The organism is Nocardioides caldifontis (assembly GCF_008087345.1).
Classification (GTDB): Bacteria; Actinomycetota; Actinomycetes; order Propionibacteriales; family Nocardioidaceae; genus Marmoricola_A; species Marmoricola_A caldifontis.
In genome coordinates this window covers 54,070-70,377 of the sequence record NZ_VHIB01000016.1, presented here as the reverse complement: position 1 = coordinate 70,377, position 16,308 = coordinate 54,070, and the positions used below count along the sequence as shown (strand labels likewise).

At 72.5% G+C, this 16,308-nt stretch carries 20 protein-coding genes; 12 read left to right on the top strand and 8 right to left on the bottom strand.

The features are described from left to right. Positions 1 to 74 precede the first annotated feature (74 nt). The 4 genes from FIP57_RS21325 to FIP57_RS21310 all read left to right on the top strand — a co-directional run bounded on the left by FIP57_RS21325 (position 75) and on the right by FIP57_RS21310 (position 3,397). On the top strand, positions 75 to 764 hold the full coding sequence (locus tag FIP57_RS21325) for a response regulator transcription factor (RefSeq protein ID WP_148575578.1): 690 nt from the start codon (positions 75 to 77) through the stop codon (positions 762 to 764). Continuing rightward, positions 757 to 1,854 carry a sensor histidine kinase gene (locus tag FIP57_RS21320; protein WP_203231394.1) on the top strand — a complete coding sequence of 366 codons (1,098 nt, stop codon included), beginning with the start codon at positions 757 to 759 and terminating at the stop codon, positions 1,852 to 1,854. The genes FIP57_RS21325 and FIP57_RS21320 overlap by 8 nt, the downstream gene beginning before the upstream one ends. A gap of 109 nt (positions 1,855 to 1,963) precedes the next feature. Continuing rightward, on the top strand, positions 1,964 to 2,776 hold the full coding sequence (locus FIP57_RS21315) for a DUF1206 domain-containing protein (RefSeq protein WP_148575577.1): 813 nt from the start codon (positions 1,964 to 1,966) through the stop codon (positions 2,774 to 2,776). Between the two features lie 129 nt (positions 2,777 to 2,905). Beyond that, entirely contained in the window at positions 2,906 to 3,397 is a 492-nt protein-coding gene (locus FIP57_RS21310) for an allene oxide cyclase barrel-like domain-containing protein (protein WP_148575576.1), read from the top strand. Positions 3,398 to 3,512: 115 nt separating this feature from the next. Here the strand turns inward: FIP57_RS21310 and FIP57_RS21305 are convergent, their stop codons facing one another. Both FIP57_RS21305 and FIP57_RS21300 read right to left on the bottom strand, forming a co-directional pair. Further along, a complete protein-coding gene (locus tag FIP57_RS21305; protein ID WP_148575575.1) occupies positions 3,513 to 4,472 on the bottom strand; it encodes an NAD(P)-dependent alcohol dehydrogenase in 960 nt (319 codons plus the stop codon). A gap of 10 nt (positions 4,473 to 4,482) precedes the next feature. Then, a complete protein-coding gene (locus FIP57_RS21300; protein WP_148575574.1) occupies positions 4,483 to 5,421 on the bottom strand; it encodes a DMT family transporter in 939 nt (312 codons plus the stop codon). A gap of 72 nt (positions 5,422 to 5,493) precedes the next feature. On the opposite strand from FIP57_RS21300, the gene FIP57_RS21295 reads away from it, so the two are divergent. Then, positions 5,494 to 6,411: a LysR family transcriptional regulator gene (locus FIP57_RS21295; RefSeq protein ID WP_148575573.1), complete on the top strand. Its 918-nt coding sequence runs from the start codon at positions 5,494 to 5,496 to the stop codon at positions 6,409 to 6,411. 28 nt (positions 6,412 to 6,439) lie between these two features. On the opposite strand, the gene FIP57_RS21290 is transcribed toward FIP57_RS21295, so the two are convergent. After that, the gene (locus FIP57_RS21290) at positions 6,440 to 7,498 is read right to left on the bottom strand and encodes a hypothetical protein (RefSeq protein WP_148575572.1); all 1,059 of its coding nucleotides are present in this window, start codon (positions 7,496 to 7,498) and stop codon (positions 6,440 to 6,442) included. A 423-nt stretch (positions 7,499 to 7,921) separates the two neighbouring features. On the opposite strand from FIP57_RS21290, the gene FIP57_RS21285 reads away from it, so the two are divergent. The 5 genes from FIP57_RS21285 (at position 7,922) to FIP57_RS21265 (ending at position 11,398) form a co-directional block, all read left to right on the top strand. After that, complete coding sequence (locus FIP57_RS21285; RefSeq protein WP_162529912.1) at positions 7,922 to 8,800, top strand: lysylphosphatidylglycerol synthase domain-containing protein; 879 nt, start codon at positions 7,922 to 7,924, stop codon at positions 8,798 to 8,800. Between the two features lie 69 nt (positions 8,801 to 8,869). Next, the gene (locus tag FIP57_RS21280) at positions 8,870 to 9,655 is read left to right on the top strand and encodes a phosphatase PAP2 family protein (protein WP_148575570.1); all 786 of its coding nucleotides are present in this window, start codon (positions 8,870 to 8,872) and stop codon (positions 9,653 to 9,655) included. Continuing rightward, the gene (locus tag FIP57_RS21275) at positions 9,652 to 10,314 is read left to right on the top strand and encodes a glycerophosphodiester phosphodiesterase (protein ID WP_148575569.1); all 663 of its coding nucleotides are present in this window, start codon (positions 9,652 to 9,654) and stop codon (positions 10,312 to 10,314) included. Before FIP57_RS21280 ends, FIP57_RS21275 begins: the two co-directional genes overlap by 4 nt. Before the next feature lie 44 nt (positions 10,315 to 10,358). Then, positions 10,359 to 10,910, top strand: coding sequence for a TIGR03086 family metal-binding protein (locus FIP57_RS21270; RefSeq protein WP_148575568.1), 552 nt, complete (start codon positions 10,359 to 10,361; stop codon positions 10,908 to 10,910). After that, positions 10,889 to 11,398 carry an OsmC family protein gene (locus FIP57_RS21265; protein WP_148575567.1) on the top strand — a complete coding sequence of 170 codons (510 nt, stop codon included), beginning with the start codon at positions 10,889 to 10,891 and terminating at the stop codon, positions 11,396 to 11,398. The genes FIP57_RS21270 and FIP57_RS21265 overlap by 22 nt, the downstream gene beginning before the upstream one ends. Before the next feature lie 141 nt (positions 11,399 to 11,539). Here the strand turns inward: FIP57_RS21265 and FIP57_RS23805 are convergent, their stop codons facing one another. From FIP57_RS23805 to FIP57_RS21255, 3 genes are all read right to left on the bottom strand, one after another. Then, positions 11,540 to 11,716, bottom strand: a complete 177-nt coding sequence (locus FIP57_RS23805; RefSeq protein WP_203231393.1) for a hypothetical protein — start codon at positions 11,714 to 11,716, stop codon at positions 11,540 to 11,542. Between the two features lie 95 nt (positions 11,717 to 11,811). Further along, positions 11,812 to 12,210 (bottom strand): alpha/beta fold hydrolase, encoded by a 399-nt coding sequence (locus FIP57_RS24570; protein WP_420846721.1) that lies wholly within the window; start codon positions 12,208 to 12,210, stop codon positions 11,812 to 11,814. A gap of 43 nt (positions 12,211 to 12,253) precedes the next feature. Next, positions 12,254 to 13,048, bottom strand: a complete 795-nt coding sequence (locus tag FIP57_RS21255; protein ID WP_203231391.1) for an IclR family transcriptional regulator — start codon at positions 13,046 to 13,048, stop codon at positions 12,254 to 12,256. 104 nt (positions 13,049 to 13,152) lie between these two features. Between FIP57_RS21255 and FIP57_RS21250 the strand changes: the two genes are divergently transcribed. Both FIP57_RS21250 and FIP57_RS21245 read left to right on the top strand, forming a co-directional pair. Continuing rightward, complete coding sequence (locus FIP57_RS21250; protein WP_148575566.1) at positions 13,153 to 13,920, top strand: CoA transferase subunit A; 768 nt, start codon at positions 13,153 to 13,155, stop codon at positions 13,918 to 13,920. 37 nt (positions 13,921 to 13,957) lie between these two features. After that, positions 13,958 to 14,605, top strand: a complete 648-nt coding sequence (locus FIP57_RS21245; RefSeq protein WP_148575565.1) for a CoA transferase subunit B — start codon at positions 13,958 to 13,960, stop codon at positions 14,603 to 14,605. 34 nt (positions 14,606 to 14,639) lie between these two features. Here the strand turns inward: FIP57_RS21245 and FIP57_RS21240 are convergent, their stop codons facing one another. After that, positions 14,640 to 15,827: an FAD binding domain-containing protein gene (locus FIP57_RS21240; protein WP_148575564.1), complete on the bottom strand. Its 1,188-nt coding sequence runs from the start codon at positions 15,825 to 15,827 to the stop codon at positions 14,640 to 14,642. Then, complete coding sequence (locus FIP57_RS21235) at positions 15,820 to 16,302, bottom strand: cupin domain-containing protein (RefSeq protein ID WP_162529911.1); 483 nt, start codon at positions 16,300 to 16,302, stop codon at positions 15,820 to 15,822. Before FIP57_RS21235 ends, FIP57_RS21240 begins: the two co-directional genes overlap by 8 nt. Positions 16,303 to 16,308: the final 6 nt, after the last annotated feature.

The window sequence follows — 16,308 nt, the reverse complement described above, 5'->3', positions numbered from 1 at the left end:
GCGCCGTGTTGCCGGGGTGTCTGCGGTTTTCGATATGCCGGCGAAACACCGCGGCTCGTAGCATCGCGACTGCTATGCGCGTGCTGATCGTCGAGGACGAGCCCTACCTGGCGGAGGCCATCCGCGACGGCCTGCGCCTGGAGGCGATCGCGGCCGACGTCGCCGGCGACGGGACCACGGCACTGGAGCAGCTGGGGAGCAACGACTACGACGTCGCGGTGCTCGACCGGGACATCCCCGGGCCCTCCGGCGACGAGGTCGCGCAGCGGATCGTGGCGTCGGGGACCGGGATGCCGATCCTCATGCTCACCGCCGCCGACCGGCTCGACGACAAGGCTTCGGGGTTCGAGCTCGGCGCGGACGACTACCTCACCAAGCCGTTCGAGCTGCGCGAGCTCGTCCTCCGCCTGCGTGCGCTCGCCCGCCGGCGGGGCCACCCCCGTCCACCCGTGCTCGAGGTGGCCGGGCTCCGCCTGGACCCGTTCCGCCGGGAGGTCTACCGGGACGGGCGCTACGTCGCGCTGACCCGCAAGCAGTTCGCCGTGCTCGAGGTGCTCATGGCTGCCGACGGCGGAGTCGTGAGCGCCGAGGAGCTCTTGGCCCGTGCGTGGGACGAGAACGCCGATCCGTTCACCAACGCCGTACGCATCACGGTCTCGGCCCTGCGCAAGCGGCTCGGCCGACCGTGGCTGATCTCCACCGTCCCCGGCGTCGGCTACCGCATCGAGCCGATGCCGGCGTGCGCCGGAGAGCCACGTGGCTAGGCAGCCGGGCCTGAGCGTCCGGCTCAAGCTCACCCTGAGCTACGCCTGGTTCCTGATGGTGGCGGGTGCCCTGCTGCTCGCGGTCGTCTACGTCTTCCTGCTGCGCTACGTGCCCGACGAGGTGAACCTCGGCTCCGACCCGGCGGGACGGCGGCCGCGGCTCTTCGTCCCCAACCGGTCGGACCTGGAGCGTGCGTTCCTGCCACGGGCCTCGCTGGCGCTGGGAGCCCTCCTCGTCCTCGGGCTCGCCGGTGGCTGGTTCCTCGCCGGCCGGGTGCTCGCTCCGCTGAACCGCATCACGGAGGCCACCCGTGCCGTCGCGGGAGGCTCGCTCTCGCACCGGATCCGCCTGCCCGGGAAGCAGGACGAGTTCCGTGAGCTGGCGGACGCGTTCGACGCCATGGTCGGCCGGCTCGAGGCCCACGACGCCGAGCAGCAGCGATTCGCGGCCAATGCCTCCCACGAGCTGCGGACGCCGCTCGCGGTCACCCAGACCCTGCTCGACGTGGCCCGCAGCGAACCGGACCCGGACACCAGCCGGCTCCTCGAACGGCTCTGGGCCGTCAACGCCCGCGCGATCGACATCACCGAGGCCCTGCTGGTCCTGAGCCGCGCCGACCGCGGTTCGTTCGAACGCGAGGAGATCGACCTGTCGCTCGTCGCGGAGGAGGTCGCCGAGACGCTGCTGCCGTTGGCGGAGGAGCGCAGCGTGACCCTGACGACCGCGGGTGACCAGGTGCGGGCGGTCGGCTCCCATGCGCTCCTGCTGCAGCTGGCCACGAACCTGGTCCACAACGGGATCGTCCACAACCTGCCCGCCGGCGGAGGGGTGCGGACCAGCACCCGCGCCGACGGAGGCGGTGCCGTCCTGGTCGTCGAGAACACGGGTCCGGTCGTCGACCCCGTGCTGCTGCCGACGCTGGTCGAGCCGTTCCGGCGCGGCACGGATCGCGTCCGCAGCGACCACCCGGGCGTCGGGCTCGGCCTGGCGATCGTCCGGAGCATCACCGAGGCGCACGACGGTTCGCTGACCGTGCAGCCTCGCGACGGCGGCGGCCTTCGCGTCACCGTGCGGCTCCCGCGGTCCTGAGCACGGGACGGCCGGAAACCGCGCCGCGTTTGTCGCGCGCGCCGAGGCGGTATCTCTCCCGCAGGGTGGTGGCGCACCACCGGTCCGGCCGGGGGTGGAGGAGAGGGACGTGGGCACGGTCGAGCAGGTCGCAGGAGCACCGCGGAACAGTGAGGGGCTCAAGCACGGGGCGCGCGTCGGGCTGGTGGCGTACGGCGTGGTCCACCTCGTCATCGCCGCCACCGCACTCCCGCTGGCCTGGGGCGACAACAGCGAGGGACGGGCCGACCAGACCGGCGCCCTCGCCCAGCTCGCCGAGCAGCCGTTCGGCGACCTGCTGCTCTGGGTGATCGTCGCCGGGATGGCGGCCCTGGTCGTCTGGCAGGGTGCCGAGGCGGTCGTCGGGCACCAGGACGAGGACGGGGTGGAGCGCCACGCGAAGCGAGCCGTCTCCGCCGGGCGTGCCGTCGTCTACGCCGTCCTCGGGTGGACCGCCGCCTCCACAGCCACCGGGTCCGGCTCCAGCGGGGGCGGCACCGACTCGACGACGGCGCGGTTGATGTCGGCGCCCGGCGGCACGTTCCTCGTCGGGGCGATCGGCCTCGGCATCGTGGCCGTCGGCGTCGTCCTCGGCTACCGCGGCTGGGCAGAGAAGTTCACCGACCACCTGCAGCCGCAGGCCACGAGCGGCGGCACCCGTGCGCCGGTCATCGTCGCGGGCAAGGTCGGCTACCTCGCCAAGGGCGTCGCCCTGGCCGTGGTCGGGGTCTTGTTCGTCAGCGCCGCGGTGCAGCACGAGCCCAAGGAGTCCGGCGGTCTCGACGTCGCGCTCCACCAGCTCCTGGCCCAGCCGCTGGGCCCGCTGCTGCTCGCCGTCGTCGCGGTGGGGCTCGGGTGCTTCGGCGTCTACTGCTTCTTCTGGGCGAGGTACCTCCGCCGCTGAGGTGTTGGTCCGCAAATGCGGGGATCGGCCCGGTCCCGGGCCATGTGGTCCTGTGGGCTCCCGACCTGCGGGCGTTGCGTGGGTGGCAGGAGCCCGGGAATGGCCCCGGGCGCTTTCTGAGGAGGCCGCATGCGACGCAGCTACGGGGCAGCAGCCCTGACAGCCGTGGCTCTCGGGGCAGCGGGGTGGTGGATCCTGCCGGCAAGTGCGGGAGGCGGTGGTGGCGGCCACGACGACCGGGGCGACACCTTCCGGGTGGAGGTCCGTGAGGTCGACGCGGTCGACCTCGACCTGGGGGAGCGCGGATTCGGGATCGGCGACCGGTTCGTGTTCACCGAGGACCTGGTGAAGCACGGCAAGGTGGTCGGCTCCGACCACGGCGAGTGCACGCTCACGCGGTTGCACGGTGCCGGCGGTTGGTTCCAGTGCACGGCGACGGCTGTCTTCTACGGCAAGGGCCAGATCACGGTCCAGGGCGCCTTCCGGTTCTCCGAGGGCGCGGAGAGCCAACGGTTCGCCCTCCCGGTGACCGGGGGAAGCGGCAAGTTCACCGGCGCCGACGGCGTCGTGATCGTCGACGAGGACGCCGATTCCTCGTCGCTCACCTTCAAGCTGAGGTGAGGCCGCAGGTGGGGACGGCGCCCCTCCGCCGCCCCCACCGTCCCGGCGCGGACCGGTCGGCGGGTCCTGCCCGGCCACCCGGAGCTCGGCGCCATCAGCTCGCTCAGCACCTCGCTCAACGGCCGGCGGGGAGGACGACGACCTTCCCGAGCGCCCGGCCCTCGCCGACGTGGGCGAGCGCCTCGGGGACCTCGTCCAGCGTGAAGGTGCGGTCGACGTGGATCCGCAGCTCGCCCGTCGCGCAGAGCTCGGCGACGGGGCGGAAGTGCTCCGGCCCCTGCTCCACGACGAGGACCCCGATCGAGCGGCCGGTGGCCAGCCCGACCGCCGTACCGGCGGTGAGGACGCGGAGCAGCGTCCGCACCGAGCCGCCGACGCAGCGGTAGCTGCCGCCGCGGGCCGTGGCGCGCCGGTAGGCGAGCACCGACCGGTGGGCGACCAGGTCGAGGACGACGTCGTAGGGCCCGGTGCGGGTGTAGTCGACCCGCTCGTGGTCGAGGACCTCGTCGGCGCCGACCGCGCGCATGTGCTCGAGCTTGGTGGAGTTGTCCACGCCGGTGACGTGTGCGCCTCGGCGTCGGGCCAGCTGGAGCGCGAAGGCGCCGGTCCCTCCGCCGGCGCCGTTGACCAGCACGCGGTCGCCTTCCCGCACGCGGGCCGTGCCCTGCACGGCGATCGCTCCGGCCTGCGGGATGGTCGCGGCCTCGACGAAGCTCAGCCCGGGTGGCTTGTGCGCGAGCGCGGTCGCCGGCGCGACCGCCAGCTCGGCGAAGCCGCCCTTGAGCGCGAGGTTGTCGCCGTACACCTCGTCGCCGGCCCGGAACCCGCTGACCCCCTCGCCGACCTGCTCGACGACGCCCGCGACGTCGGAGCCCAGCGTCGGGCGGGCGGGGGAGCGCAACCCGCCGATCCGTGCGTACGCCGGGGAGCCGCGCAGGCACTCCCAGTCGCTCAGGTTCACCGACGTCGCGACGACCCGCACCAGGAGCTGGCCGGGCCCCGGTGCCGGCGCAGGGACGTCCGCCAGGCGGAGCACGTCGGGAGAGCCGTATCGGTCCTGGACGACGGCTCTCACCCGTCCCACGCTAGGCGGCACGGGCCGGTTCGCGCACCACCTCGAGTGTCGCGGTCCGCCCACGCGGCCGCAGCTGGACCAGGGCGACCGAGGCGAGGACGAGGATCCCGCCGACCAGCTGGACGGGCGTGAGGAGCTCGCCCAGCGTCACCGCGGCGAGGACCGTGGTGGTGACCGGCTCGAAGGCGGAGAGGATCGACGCCGTCGAGGGGCCGACCAGCTTGAGGCCGGCGAAGAACGCGAGCATCGCGCCCACCGTCGAGACGACCGCGATGAAGGCGATCCAGAGCCAGCCGGCGGACTCGAAGTCGAGCCGCACCCCGCCCGTCAGCGCGGCGCGGAGGGCGAGGGCCGCCGCGGCACCGGTCATGACGAGCGCGGAGAGCGGGATCGGGTGCAGCTGGTGGACCGTCGTGTCCGCGACGAGGATGTAGACGGTGTAGGTCAGCGCGGCGCCGAAGGCGAAAGCGACCCCGGCCGCCTCGAAACCGACCGCACCGGCGCCGACCAGGACCAGCAGCGTCCCGGCGGAGGCCGCGACCAGGGCGGCCACCCGGGGACCGGAGAGCCGCTCGCGGCCGAGCAGCACCGCGGCCACCGTGACCAGCGCCGGGTAGGTGTAGAGCACCAGCGACACCATCGGGGCGTCGACCCGGTCCAGGGCGGAGAAGAACAGGCTCGCCTGCAGGGCGTAGCCGAACGCCCCGAGACCGAGTGCGGTGACGACCGGTCGCCAGTTCCTGACGGCCGAGCCGTCGATCGTCGTGCCTGGCCGGAGGGAACGACGGTCCCTCGACACCGCATGCAGCAGCCACAGCAGCGCAGCCGCAATGGTGAACCTGACAAGAACCAGCTCCTGCGGCGTGACGTCGGCGTCGTACGCCAACTTGCCGAAGATCGCCATCGCGCCGAACAGCGCGGCTGACAGCAAGCACAGTGCGGGTCCCATGGGTCAAGGATGCGGCGAGGGAGTCGTCAGCACCAGCGAACGTTCCTGTACCTCACCGGTTAGCATCGCTGAATGGTTGGATTCGACCTCACCCGGCTCCGGATGCTCCGCGAGCTCGAGGAGCGCGGGACGCTGGCCGCGGTGGCGACCGCCCTCGGGTACACCCCGTCGGCGGTCTCCCAGCAGCTCGCCGTCCTGGAGCGCGAGGCCGGCGTGGCCCTGCTGGAGAAGGCCGGCCGGGGCGTCCGGCTGACCGACGCCGGACGGCTGCTCTCCCGGCACGCCGAGCTCCTGCTGTCGGCGGCGGAGGACGCGCGCGCCGACCTCGCCTCGCTCGCCGGGGAGGTCCGCGGCACGGTGCGCGCGGGCGGCCTCCAGTCGGCGACCAAGCACGTGCTGATCCCAGCCGTGGTGCGCAGCCAGGTCGACCACCCGCAGGTCCGCGTCGAGCTCACCGAGATCGAGCTGGAGCAGGCGCTGCCCGAGCTGCGGCTCGGGGCGCTGGACCTGGTCGTCAGCGACGAGTACGACGGGCACCCGCGCCCCCGGCCGGCGGGACTGACGTTCGAGGTGCTCCACGAGGAGCCGCTCCGGCTCGTGCTGCCGCCGGCCAACGCGATGGCGCGGCGGAAGGGTCCGGTGTCGGTGGCCGCCCTCCGCGAGGACGTCTGGACGGCCTCCGAGAGGGGCACCGGCCACCTCGCCGTCGTGGAGAGCACCTGCCGGGCCATGGGCGGGTTCGACCCGGACGTGCGCCACCGGTCGAACGACGCCGACGTGCAGCTCGAGCTGGTCCGCAGGTGCGGCGCGGTGGCACTGCTGCCCGCCCTTGCGCTGCCCGCCGCGGACCGCGGGCTCGTGATCCGCCCCGTGGCCGAAGGGTCCGTCGGGCGCCGGCTGGTCATGATCACGCGGGAGGGGTCGAAGGCGCCCGCGCTCGCCGGCTTCCTCGAGGCGGTCCGCGAGCAGGCTGCCCGGCTGCACGCCTGAGTGCGCCACAGGAGATGGCGTCAGACTGTCATCGATTGTCCGCGGTCGTCGAGGGGCGCGAACCGATCAGCTGTCCGGCGCGTTCGATCATGTCGGTGGCGAAGCGCTCGCTGAAGCCGGCGGCGAATCCCAAGAAGGCGAACAGCGCGAACGAAGACGATCCGTTCTCGGCCTCCGCTCCGCTGGCCAGGATTCCCGTCACCGTTGCGAAGTACGCGACGGCGCCGAAGACCGCACCGACCACGGGACGCAAGGCTCCCAGTGCCACCCGCTGGCCCCGGGGAGCAGTGAAGTCGACGACGAGGTCGCCTGAGGACATCCGTTGCACGACGCTGATGACCGACCCGAGCGTCGCCATGGTCATCGCACCCACCAGGTGAGGGGCCGAGATCACCTCGTCCCAGCGACGTGTCGAGACGAGGCCCAGCAGGCAGATGATGAGCAGCATCGGCAACACGCCAGTGAGGACCCCGAGGAAGTACTCGTAGCGTGCCTGCCGCTGCAACAGCGCACCGACGCGGCCCCGTGCGGTGGCCACTTCTTGGCTGGCTGTCGTGAGGGCCTGTGCCTTCTCCTGCTCGCTCGCGTCGGGGTCCGCGAACGAGTTCGCAGAGGCAAGAACGCGCGTCAAGGCCGAGTACGCGTGGTCGACGGCTTCGTGGAGCTGTGGCTCCAGGCCGGAAGCGGCGAATCCCAACCCAGCTTCGCGGACCAAGATCTTGCACTCGATCTCGAGGTTGACGTGGTCGGCGGATGCGGAGTTCAGGATCGAGTGCAGTGTCGCGTCCTCGCCCAGCAGGCACCCTCCGACGACGTGCTGGCAGTAGTACTCCTTCGCGATGCCGCCGTGATCGGCAGCGAACCGCTCCCGCACGCGAGGCAGCAACCACTCGGCGGCCTCGATGTCACCCTCCGCGTGGGGTTGCTCCATGAGACGTCGCGTCTGCACCAGGTGCTTGAAGGACGGCGGCCCGACCGTCGCAGCCTCGTAGAGCTCGGGATAGGCGCGTGCATGGGTTGCTCCCACGTCGTCCGATCGCTCGCCCGCACCGGAGATCGGGATGGGTTCCGGCGACATCTCGGCCATGGGTCTTCCCGGGGAGGGACGGCTTCGCTCAGGTGGTGCCGAGCGGGTCAGCCCGGGTGATCTCCTCCGGCACGAGGGGCTCGTCCGATTGCTCGGTGGGGCTCTGAGACGGACCGGGAGCAGCCACAGGTGGCATTCGGAGTGGTGGATCAGCCTGTTGCGCATCAGCGGCTCCCTCGAGCCGAGCACGAAGCCGGGGATTGCGCAGGGGTACCTCTTCCGCACTCATCTTTGGACGGTAGACCTGCCTGTGCCCGGAGGGCAATGGCGGTCGAGCGGTGTGGACCCGCCCCGATGACCGTGCCGGATCGCTTGGGCCGGGTCCCTCGTCTGGACCAGCGGCGGTCGCCCGTCCTGGTGGGTACACCTCCACCAGCACCGAGGTCGCGTACCGGACCTCGACGCCCCGTCGCTGGAGGTTCCTTGACCCGTCTCCGCACCCTGGCGCACTCGCGCGCGCTCATGGTCGTGGGCATCCTGGTCGCGCTGGCCGTCCCGGCGCTGACCCTGCCGACCCTGCCGGACGTGAGCGTGGTGCCGGTGCTGCTCGGGCTGCTGCCGTGGGTGGTCGGCAAGTACGTCCTCTGCCCGCTGCGATGGCGGGCCCTGACCGATGCCGGGCTGAGCCGCTGGTGGCACGTCCGTGCGTACGCCGAGTCCGAGCTGCTCGGCCTGTTCACCCCCGGCCACGTCGGGGCGGACCTGTGGCGGATGCGCCGGCTCACCACGAGTGGGCTAGGGCGGTCGGACGCCGTGGCCAGCGTCGCGCTCGACCGGTTCGTCGGCGCCGTCGGGCTCACCCTCTTCGTCGCGTTCGCCGGCGCCGCGCTCCAGGTCCGCATGGTCGTCGTCGCGCTTGCCGTGGCCGCCGCGGTGCTCCTCGTCCTCCTCGTGCTCCGGTGGTTGCGTCCCGACCTGATGCCGCGACGCCCGCTGCCCGGTCCGAAGCCGCTGGCCCACGGGCTGCTGCTGTCGGTCGGCTACCAGGCGACCACCGCGGCGCTCCTGCTCGGGTCGCTCGCCGCCACCGGCCACACCCTCGCTCCGCTCGAGGTGCTGGCGGCCTTCGGAGCCAGCCAGGTCGCCGGCGCGGTCCCGGGTCCCCACGGGGCGAGCCCACGGGACGGTGCCCTGGTCGTCGGCCTGGTGGCGTTCGGGGTCCCGTGGGTGGCGGCCGCCGCCGCGGTCGCCCTGAAGGCGGCGGTGGCCTGGCTCCCGGCGCTGCTGCTCGGCGGCACCAGCCTGCTGCTCACCCGCCGGGAGGTGCGCCGCCGGCTCCTGCCCGCCGGCACACCGGCCTGAGTCAAGGCCGATGGTCCGTTGGAGGGCCGCTCCCGCCGTTGAACACTGGCGGTGTTGGAGGGAGTGCCCATGCTGCGTCCACGGCCTCGGGACGACCGTCGTACCCGCCTGATCTGGGGGCTCGGGCAGGCGGCCTTCGTGGTGTTCTGCATCTACCTCTACTTCCGGATCCGGAACATCACCGAGGGCTCCTACGACATCGCCGCCGCCCACGCCGACCAGGTGCTCGCGCTCGAGGGGCAGCTCGGCATCGCCGTCGAGGACACCTTGCAGCAGCCGTTCCTGGAGTCCGACGTGCTCGCCCGGATCGCCAACAGCGTCTACATCTACGGCCACTGGCCGGTGATCGTCGCCACGATGATCTGGACGGTGTGGCGCCACCGTGCGGTGTTCCTCCGGCTCCGCGACGGGATGATCGTCTCCGGGCTGATGGGGATGACGGTGTTCGTGAGCTGGCCGCTCGCGCCGCCGCGGCTCGCCGACAGCGGCATGGTCGACACGATCACCCAGGACGACCCGGGCTACCGGGTGCTCCAGCCGTCGCAGTTCACCAACCAGTTCGCCGCGATGCCCAGCCTGCACGCCGGTTGGGACCTGCTGGTCGGCATCGCGATCGTCACCGCGGCGAGCACCGCGCTGCTCAAGGCCGTCGGCTACGTCCTGCCGGTGCTGATGACCGTCTCGGTCGTGGTGACCGGCAACCACTACGTGCTCGACGTGGTCGCCGGCATCGCGTTCGTGCTCGTCGCCCACGCCGTGGCGCTCGGGCTGGAGCACAGACGGCTGCGGCGCGCGGCGGTGCACCGATCGCCGGCCGTGGCCGAACGGGTCGAGGTCGCCGGTCGCGCCGGGTGAGGCCGCCGCTCGCGATCGCGCACCGGGCCGGCAACTCGCTCGCCGGGCTGCGACGCGCGAACGAGCTCGGCGTCGACGTCATCGAGTGCGACGTCCACGCGGGGCGCGACCACCTGGAGGTGCGCCACCTCAAGACCGCCGGCCCGTTGCCGTTCCTCTGGGACCGGTGGGAGCTCGCGTCGGCGTCGGCACCCCGGCTCGGCCTCCACGAGCTCCTCGAGGCCGACCAGCACGGCGCCGTGTTCATGCTGGACCTCAAGGGCCGCCGCGCCGGGATGGCGGAGGCCGTCGCCGACCTGCTCCACGAAGGACGCCGGGAGGTGATCGCCTGCGGACGGTGGTGGCCCGCGGTCGACCGGCTCGCCCGGCTCCCCTTCGTCCGTCCGGTGCTCTCGGTCCGCAACCGCGTCGAGCTCGGTCGGCTGCGCCGCCGGCTCGCCTCGCCGAGCACGACCACCCCCACGCCGTACGGCGTCTCGGTGCACCGCACCCTGCTGACCCCGACCCTCGTGGCGGAGCTGCACGACGCCGTCGAGATCGTCATGACCTGGCCGGTGAACGACGTGGCCGCCCTCGACGCCGTGCTCGGGCTCGGAGTGAGCGGCGTGATCAGCGACGAGGCCGACGTGCTCGCGGAGCTGCTCCTTCGCCGGTCGTGACGCGCCGCTCCGGACGTGCCTATCGTGGGCGGGAAGGAGGAGCCATGGCTGCTGCGAACGAGATCGTCGTCCTCTCCCGCGCTCTCGACCAGGCCGGTGACGTGCTCGCCGCCGTGCACCCGGACCAGCTCGGGCTGCCCACCCCCTGCCGTGACTGGACCGTCGGCCAGCTGGTCGGCCACCTCGTCCGGACTCCGGTCAACTTGCTGCAGATGGCGCGCGGCGAGCAGCCCGACTGGTCCGCGGAGCCTCGCCCCGCCGAGGGCGACTGGGCCGCCGACTTCCGCTCCCACGGCGACGACCTGCTCCACCACTGGCACCAGGTCGGCGACGCCGCCGATCCCGGCCAGGTGGACTGGCAGGTCGCGGAGCTCGCCGTCCACACGTGGGACCTCGTCCAGGCGACCGGGCAGGACCGCGCCCTGGTGCCCGAGGTGGCCGAGCGCGGACTGGCCTTCATGTCGTCCGCGCTGACGCCCGAGAACCGAGGGGAGGCGTTCGGCCCCGCGGTCGAGGTGCCGGACGACGCGCCGGTCTACGACAAGCTGGCCGCGTTCGCGGGCAGGGTTGCCCCATGGAGCACCGCTACGCACTGACCGTCACCTGGACCGGCAACACGGGCGAGGGGACCGCCACCTACCGCGGCTACCGCCGGACCCACACCGTCACCGCCGAAGGACCGCCCGAGCTGCTCGGCTCGGCGGACCGCACCTTCCACGGTGACCGCGACCGGTGGAACCCGGAACAGCTGCTGCTGGCGGCGCTGTCCCAGTGCCACCTGCTGTCCTACCTGCACGTCTGCGTGGACGCCGGGGTGGTCGTGACGGAGTACGTCGACCGGGCGACCGGGTCGATGCGGACCGAGCGCGACGGCAGCGGCCGGTTCACCGAGGTGGTGCTCAGCCCCGAGGTCACCGTCGCGGACGCGTCGATGGTCGAGGCGGCGACGGCTGCCCACCACCGGGCGAACCAGCTCTGCTTCATCGCGAACAGCGTCAGCTTCCCGGTGCTGCACGAGCCGGTGGTGCGCGTGGGGGCACCGGGGCCGACTGACCCGACCGGTCAGGTCACAAGAGGAAGATGAGCAGCAAGACGACCGCGATGACGAGTGCGGCGATGGCGATGGTACGAGTGTTCATGGCGCCCTCCCTGGAACCTGGTGTGAACCCTGGCGCACGACTTCTACCCAGGTTGACACGAAATCGACCACCGGGCGCCTGCGAGGTCACTCACGGGTCACGAACTCGGCCACGACCTCGCCCAGCCGCGTCCCGGCGTCCTCCTGCAGGAAGTGGCCCGCACCCGTGACGACAAGGTGGTCGAGCCCCGAGGCGCCGGGCACGAGCTTGCGGAACACCGGAGCCATCGCGCCCGTGACCGGGTCCCCGTCGCTGAACGCCACCAGGAACGGCTTCTCTCAGCTCTGGAGCGCCTCCCAGGCCCGCCGGTTCGCCTCGGTCGCCGGGTCGTCCGTCGCGGTCGGCACCAGCGTCGGCATCACCCGCGGACCCACCTTCGACGCCTCGTCGGGGAACGGGGCGTCGTACGCCGCGCGCGCCGAGGTGTCGAGCTCCGACAGGCACCCGGAGGCAACGAGCCGGGCGATGTCGAGCACCGGCGCGGACTCCACCGCCCGGCGGAACTCCCACCACACCTCCGGCATCCCGAAGTCGCCGGCAGCCCGGTGTTGGCGGCCACCACGCGCGCGAAGCGGTCAGGGTGCTCGGCGACGAGCCGCAGCCCGATGAGCCCGCCCCAGTCCTGGCCGACGAGCGTGATGCCGTCGAGCCGCAGGTGGTCGAGCACCAGCGAACGGACCCACTCGACGTGCCGCGCGAAGGAGTGGTCCTCGAGACGTCTCGGCTTGTCGGAGCGCCCGAAGCCGAACAGGTCCACGGCCACAGGACGACCTGCCCGTCAGCCGGCTCCCGCCTCTCCGTCAGTCCGCTCGGCGCCCCTTCCGCAGCGCCGTGGTCAGCGCGTGCGCCTCGTGGAGCAGGCGGGCGCCGAGCTCGGGGCGGCGGGCGGCGGTGAACCGGTGCTCGACACCGGTGAGGCTCAGCGCCCACTGGGGCCGCTCCTGCTCGTCGAAGACGGCGGCAGCCATGCCCCAGCTGCCCTGGACGACGAGCCCAGGGTTGACCGAGTAGCCGGTCCGGCGGGTCCGGGCGACGTGCTTGCGCACCTTGTCGGCAGCGTGCTGGGAGCCGTGGCGGGCGGTCAGGTCGGTGCGGTCGAGGTAGTCGTCGATCTCGCGCGGGGACAGGTGCGCGAGGATCACCATCCCGGCGGAGACCACACCGAGGGGGAAGCGGGTGCCGACGTCGAGGACGTGGCTGCGGAGCGGGAAGGCCCCGTCCTCGCGCAGGAGGACGACGGTCTCGTCGCCGCGTCGTACGGAGAAGAAGGCGCTCTCGCCGGTCGCCTGGGCCAGGCGGCGGACGACGGGCTGGGCGAGCTCGGTGACGTCGTAGCGGGCCGCCGCCGAGGTGCCCAGCAGGTAGGCCTCCGGGCCGAGCACCCACCGTCCGTCGCCGGCCAGCCGCTCCGAGAGGCCGTGCTCGAGCAGGGAGGTGAGCAGCCGGTGGGCGGTCGGCCGCGCCAGGGAGACGGCCCGGGCGAGCTCGGAGGTCGTCAGCCCGTGGGGCTCGGCGCCGGCGAGCGCGCGCAGCACGGACGCGACCCGTCCGACCACGTCGACGGGTGCGGAGCGAGGGGCAGCGACGGCGTTCACTGGATGGACGCTACCTCGCCGCGGCGGTCATTGGGCGACCAGATGACGGTGACACGGGCGTCCACTGGTTGACCGCAGGGGCCCGGTCGTCCTTGCATGGCTCCATGGACAAGGTGGTCGCATCGGCGGCGGAGGCCGTCGCCGACATCCCGGACGGCTCCCGGCTCGCGGTCGGGGGGTTCGGCCTCTGCGGGATCCCCGCGATCCTGATCGAGGCGTTGCTCGAGGCAGGCACCTCCGAGCTCGAGGTCGCCTCGAACAACGCGGGCGTGGACGGCTGGGGGCTGGGGCAGCTCCTCGCCGCCGGGCGGCTGCGGAGGGTCATCGCGTCGTACGTCGGCGAGAACAAGGAGTTCGCCCGCCAGTTCCTGTCCGGTGAGCTGGAGGTCGAGCTGACCCCGCAGGGCACGCTCGCCGAGCGGATGCGGGCCGGCGGCTGCGGCATCCCGGCCTTCTACACCGCGACCGGCGTCGGCACCCAGGTCGCCGACGGCGGGTTGCCCTGGAGGTACGACGCCGACGGCAACGTCGTCAAGGCGTCGCCGCCCAAGGAGACCCGGACCTTCACCACCGCCGAGGGCGAGCGTGAGTTCGTGCTCGAGGAGGCGATCGTCGCCGACTACGGGCTGGTCCGCGCCTGGAAGGGCGATCGGCACGGCAACCTCGTCTTCCGCCGGGCCGCCCGCAACTTCAACCCGCTCGCCGCGATGTGCGGCCGCGTGACGATCGCGGAGGTCGAGCACCTCGTGGAGCCCGGGGAGATCGAGCCCGAGGAGGTGCACACTCCCGGCATCTACGTCCACCGGGTGGTGGCCCTGACGCCCGAGCAGGCGGCGGACAAGCGCATCGAGAAGCGCACGACCACGCCGTGAGCGGCACCCCCTCAGCAGCGATTCAGGAGGAGCGAGGATGAGCTGGACCCGTGACGAGATGGCGGCGCGCGCCGCGGCCGAGCTGGAGGACGGCATGTACGTCAACCTCGGGATCGGGCTGCCCACCAAGGTGCCCGGCTTCGTCGCCGACGACGTCGAGCTCGCGCTGCACAGCGAGAACGGCATCCTCGGGGTCGGTGCGTACCCGGCCGAGGACCAGGTCGACGCGGACCTGATCAACGCTGGCAAGGAGACCGTCACCGTCCGTCGCGGCGCCAGCTTCTTCGACTCCGCCACGTCCTTCGGGATGATCCGCGGCGGCAAGGTCGACGTCGCGATCCTGGGGGCCATGCAGGTCTCGGAGCGGGGCGACCTGGCCAACTGGATGATTCCCGGGAAGATGGTCAAGGGGATGGGCGGCGCCATGGACCTCGTCCACGGCGCGAAGCGGGTGATCGTGCTGATGGAGCACGTGGCGCGTGACGGCTCCCCGAAGATCCTGCGTGAGTGCTCGTTGCCGTTGACCGGGCTGGGTGTCGTCCAGCGCATCATCAGCGACCTCGGGGTCATCGACGTGACGCCCGACGGGCTCGAGCTCGTCGAGCTGGCGCCGGGCGTGACCGTCGAGCAGGTGCAGGAGAGCACCGAGCCCGAGCTCCGCACCAGGTCGCTCGTCACGGGATGATGCGGCGCCCGGGCCGGCCGGGTCCTGCGTCGGGTCAGCGGTCCGGGCCGTACAACCCGAAGTGCAGCGCGGGGTCGGCCGGGTCCCACGTGTTGGTGAACTGGGACCGGGCACCCATCTGGGCGACCCGGCTGAGCAGGTTGTTGCCCAGCGCCAGCCGGTCCGGCTCCCACTGCGCGAGCGCCGTGGGGATGTCCGGCTCGGCCGCGAGCGCGTCGACCAGGGACCACGCGTCCGCGGCGGCCTTGGCCGTGCCGGCCGCCGCGTGCGGCCTGGCCGCGAATGCCGCGTCGCCGATCAGCGCGATGCGGCCGAACGCCATGTTGCGCACCGCGATGTCCAGCAGCACCTGGATGTAGGGGTGCTCGGTCCGCTTGACCAGCTCGGCCGCGGCAGGTGGCAGCAGCTCGGAGGCCTCCGCGCGCATCTGGTCGACGTAGCGCTGCTGCACCTGGCCCGGGTGGACCGAGACCGGCGCGGTGAAACCGCGCAGGTCGGTGACCATCTCGTCGAGCTCGGGGCCTTCGGGGACGTTGCGGTACCAGATGTAGTTCAGCTGCCGGTCCCCGCGGGCCAACCCGCCGTCGACGGCCGGGATCGGGTACATGCACATGTGCGAGTTCTCGATCACCGCGTAGGCGGTCGCGTCGTCGATGAGGTCGGCCGTCTCCACCGACACCTCGCGCTCCGGCACGGTGCCCCGCCAGCCGATGTAGCCGGCGTAACGCGGCTTGGCGCGCGGCTGGAGGCGCCGTCGGCCCACGGACGAGATGCCGTCGGCGAACACGACGAGGTCGGCGCGCTCCGTGCGGCCGCTGAGGAACCGCACCTCGGCCTGGTCGTCGTCCTGGCCGACGCCCACGGCGAACTCGCCGAGGTGGTAGTCCTCCAGGCCGAAGTCGTCGAGGAGGACCCGGTACATCGTCGTCCAGGAGCTGAACCGCCAGGCGGCGGGCTCCTCGTGGACGACGCAATTGTCAGGGCCGAGATAACGGGTGCACGACGAGCCGATGCTGACGTCCTCGAGGCTGAACGGGTGCGGCCGCTCCACGATCCAGCGCACGGTGTCGGGCTGCAGCACGATGCCGCCCCCGCGGCCGTTCAGGTGCTCGGGCGACCGCTCGAAGACGCTGACGTCGAACCCCTGCTCCCGGAGCAGCAGGGCAGCGGTGAGGCCGGCGAAGGAGCCGCCGACCACGAGGGCCCGGCGGGCCTCAGTCATGGTCGTACCTCTCGCGGTCGAGCACCGGCGCCTTCGGGTGGTCCTCGAGGTTGACGACGATCGCGTCCTGCGTCGTGCGGGCGACGATCATCTTCACCGGCTCGGTCTCGCTGGCGTTCTCCTCCCAGTGCACGACGTGCGGCTTGATGAAGACGAAGTCGCCGGGGTGGGCCTCGCGCACCTCGTCGAGGTCGTCGCCCACCCACCAGCGGCCGACGCCACTCAGCAAGTAGAGCCCGGTCTCGGAGTGGCCGTGGTGGTGCACGCCGGTCTTGCTTCCGGGCGGGAGCACGGAGAGCCCCATCCAGAGGTCCTGGGAGCCGAGCCGCCGGGCGGAGATCGCCTCGAACCGCTTCAGCCCTGCGGTCTGCGGGGTGTCGTCGGAGAGGTCGCCGGCCCGGACGACGTGCACGTCCGGCTCCTGCGCGCCGGGTGCGGGTGCGTCGGGTGCAGATGGCTCAGGTGCGTCGGTCATGGCGCC

Bases quoted from the DNA above. Each gene is read 5' to 3' on its own strand.
- FIP57_RS21325 (WP_148575578.1), top strand. From the start codon at position 75: ATGCGCGTGCTGATCGTCGAGGACGAGCCCTACCTGGCGGAGGCCATC.
- FIP57_RS21310 (WP_148575576.1), top strand. From the start codon at position 2,906: ATGCGACGCAGCTACGGGGCAGCAGCCCTGACAGCCGTGGCTCTCGGG.
- FIP57_RS21300 (WP_148575574.1), bottom strand. From the start codon at position 5,421: ATGGGACCCGCACTGTGCTTGCTGTCAGCCGCGCTGTTCGGCGCGATG.
- FIP57_RS21295 (WP_148575573.1), top strand. From the start codon at position 5,494: ATGGTTGGATTCGACCTCACCCGGCTCCGGATGCTCCGCGAGCTCGAG.
- FIP57_RS21290 (WP_148575572.1), bottom strand. From the start codon at position 7,498: ATGGCCGAGATGTCGCCGGAACCCATCCCGATCTCCGGTGCGGGCGAG.
- FIP57_RS21280 (WP_148575570.1), top strand. From the start codon at position 8,870: ATGCTGCGTCCACGGCCTCGGGACGACCGTCGTACCCGCCTGATCTGG.
- FIP57_RS21270 (WP_148575568.1), top strand. From the start codon at position 10,359: ATGGCTGCTGCGAACGAGATCGTCGTCCTCTCCCGCGCTCTCGACCAG.
- FIP57_RS21265 (WP_148575567.1), top strand. From the start codon at position 10,889: ATGGAGCACCGCTACGCACTGACCGTCACCTGGACCGGCAACACGGGC.
- FIP57_RS21250 (WP_148575566.1), top strand. From the start codon at position 13,153: ATGGACAAGGTGGTCGCATCGGCGGCGGAGGCCGTCGCCGACATCCCG.
- FIP57_RS21245 (WP_148575565.1), top strand. From the start codon at position 13,958: ATGAGCTGGACCCGTGACGAGATGGCGGCGCGCGCCGCGGCCGAGCTG.
- FIP57_RS21240 (WP_148575564.1), bottom strand. From the start codon at position 15,827: ATGACTGAGGCCCGCCGGGCCCTCGTGGTCGGCGGCTCCTTCGCCGGC.
- FIP57_RS21235 (WP_162529911.1), bottom strand. From the start codon at position 16,302: ATGACCGACGCACCTGAGCCATCTGCACCCGACGCACCCGCACCCGGC.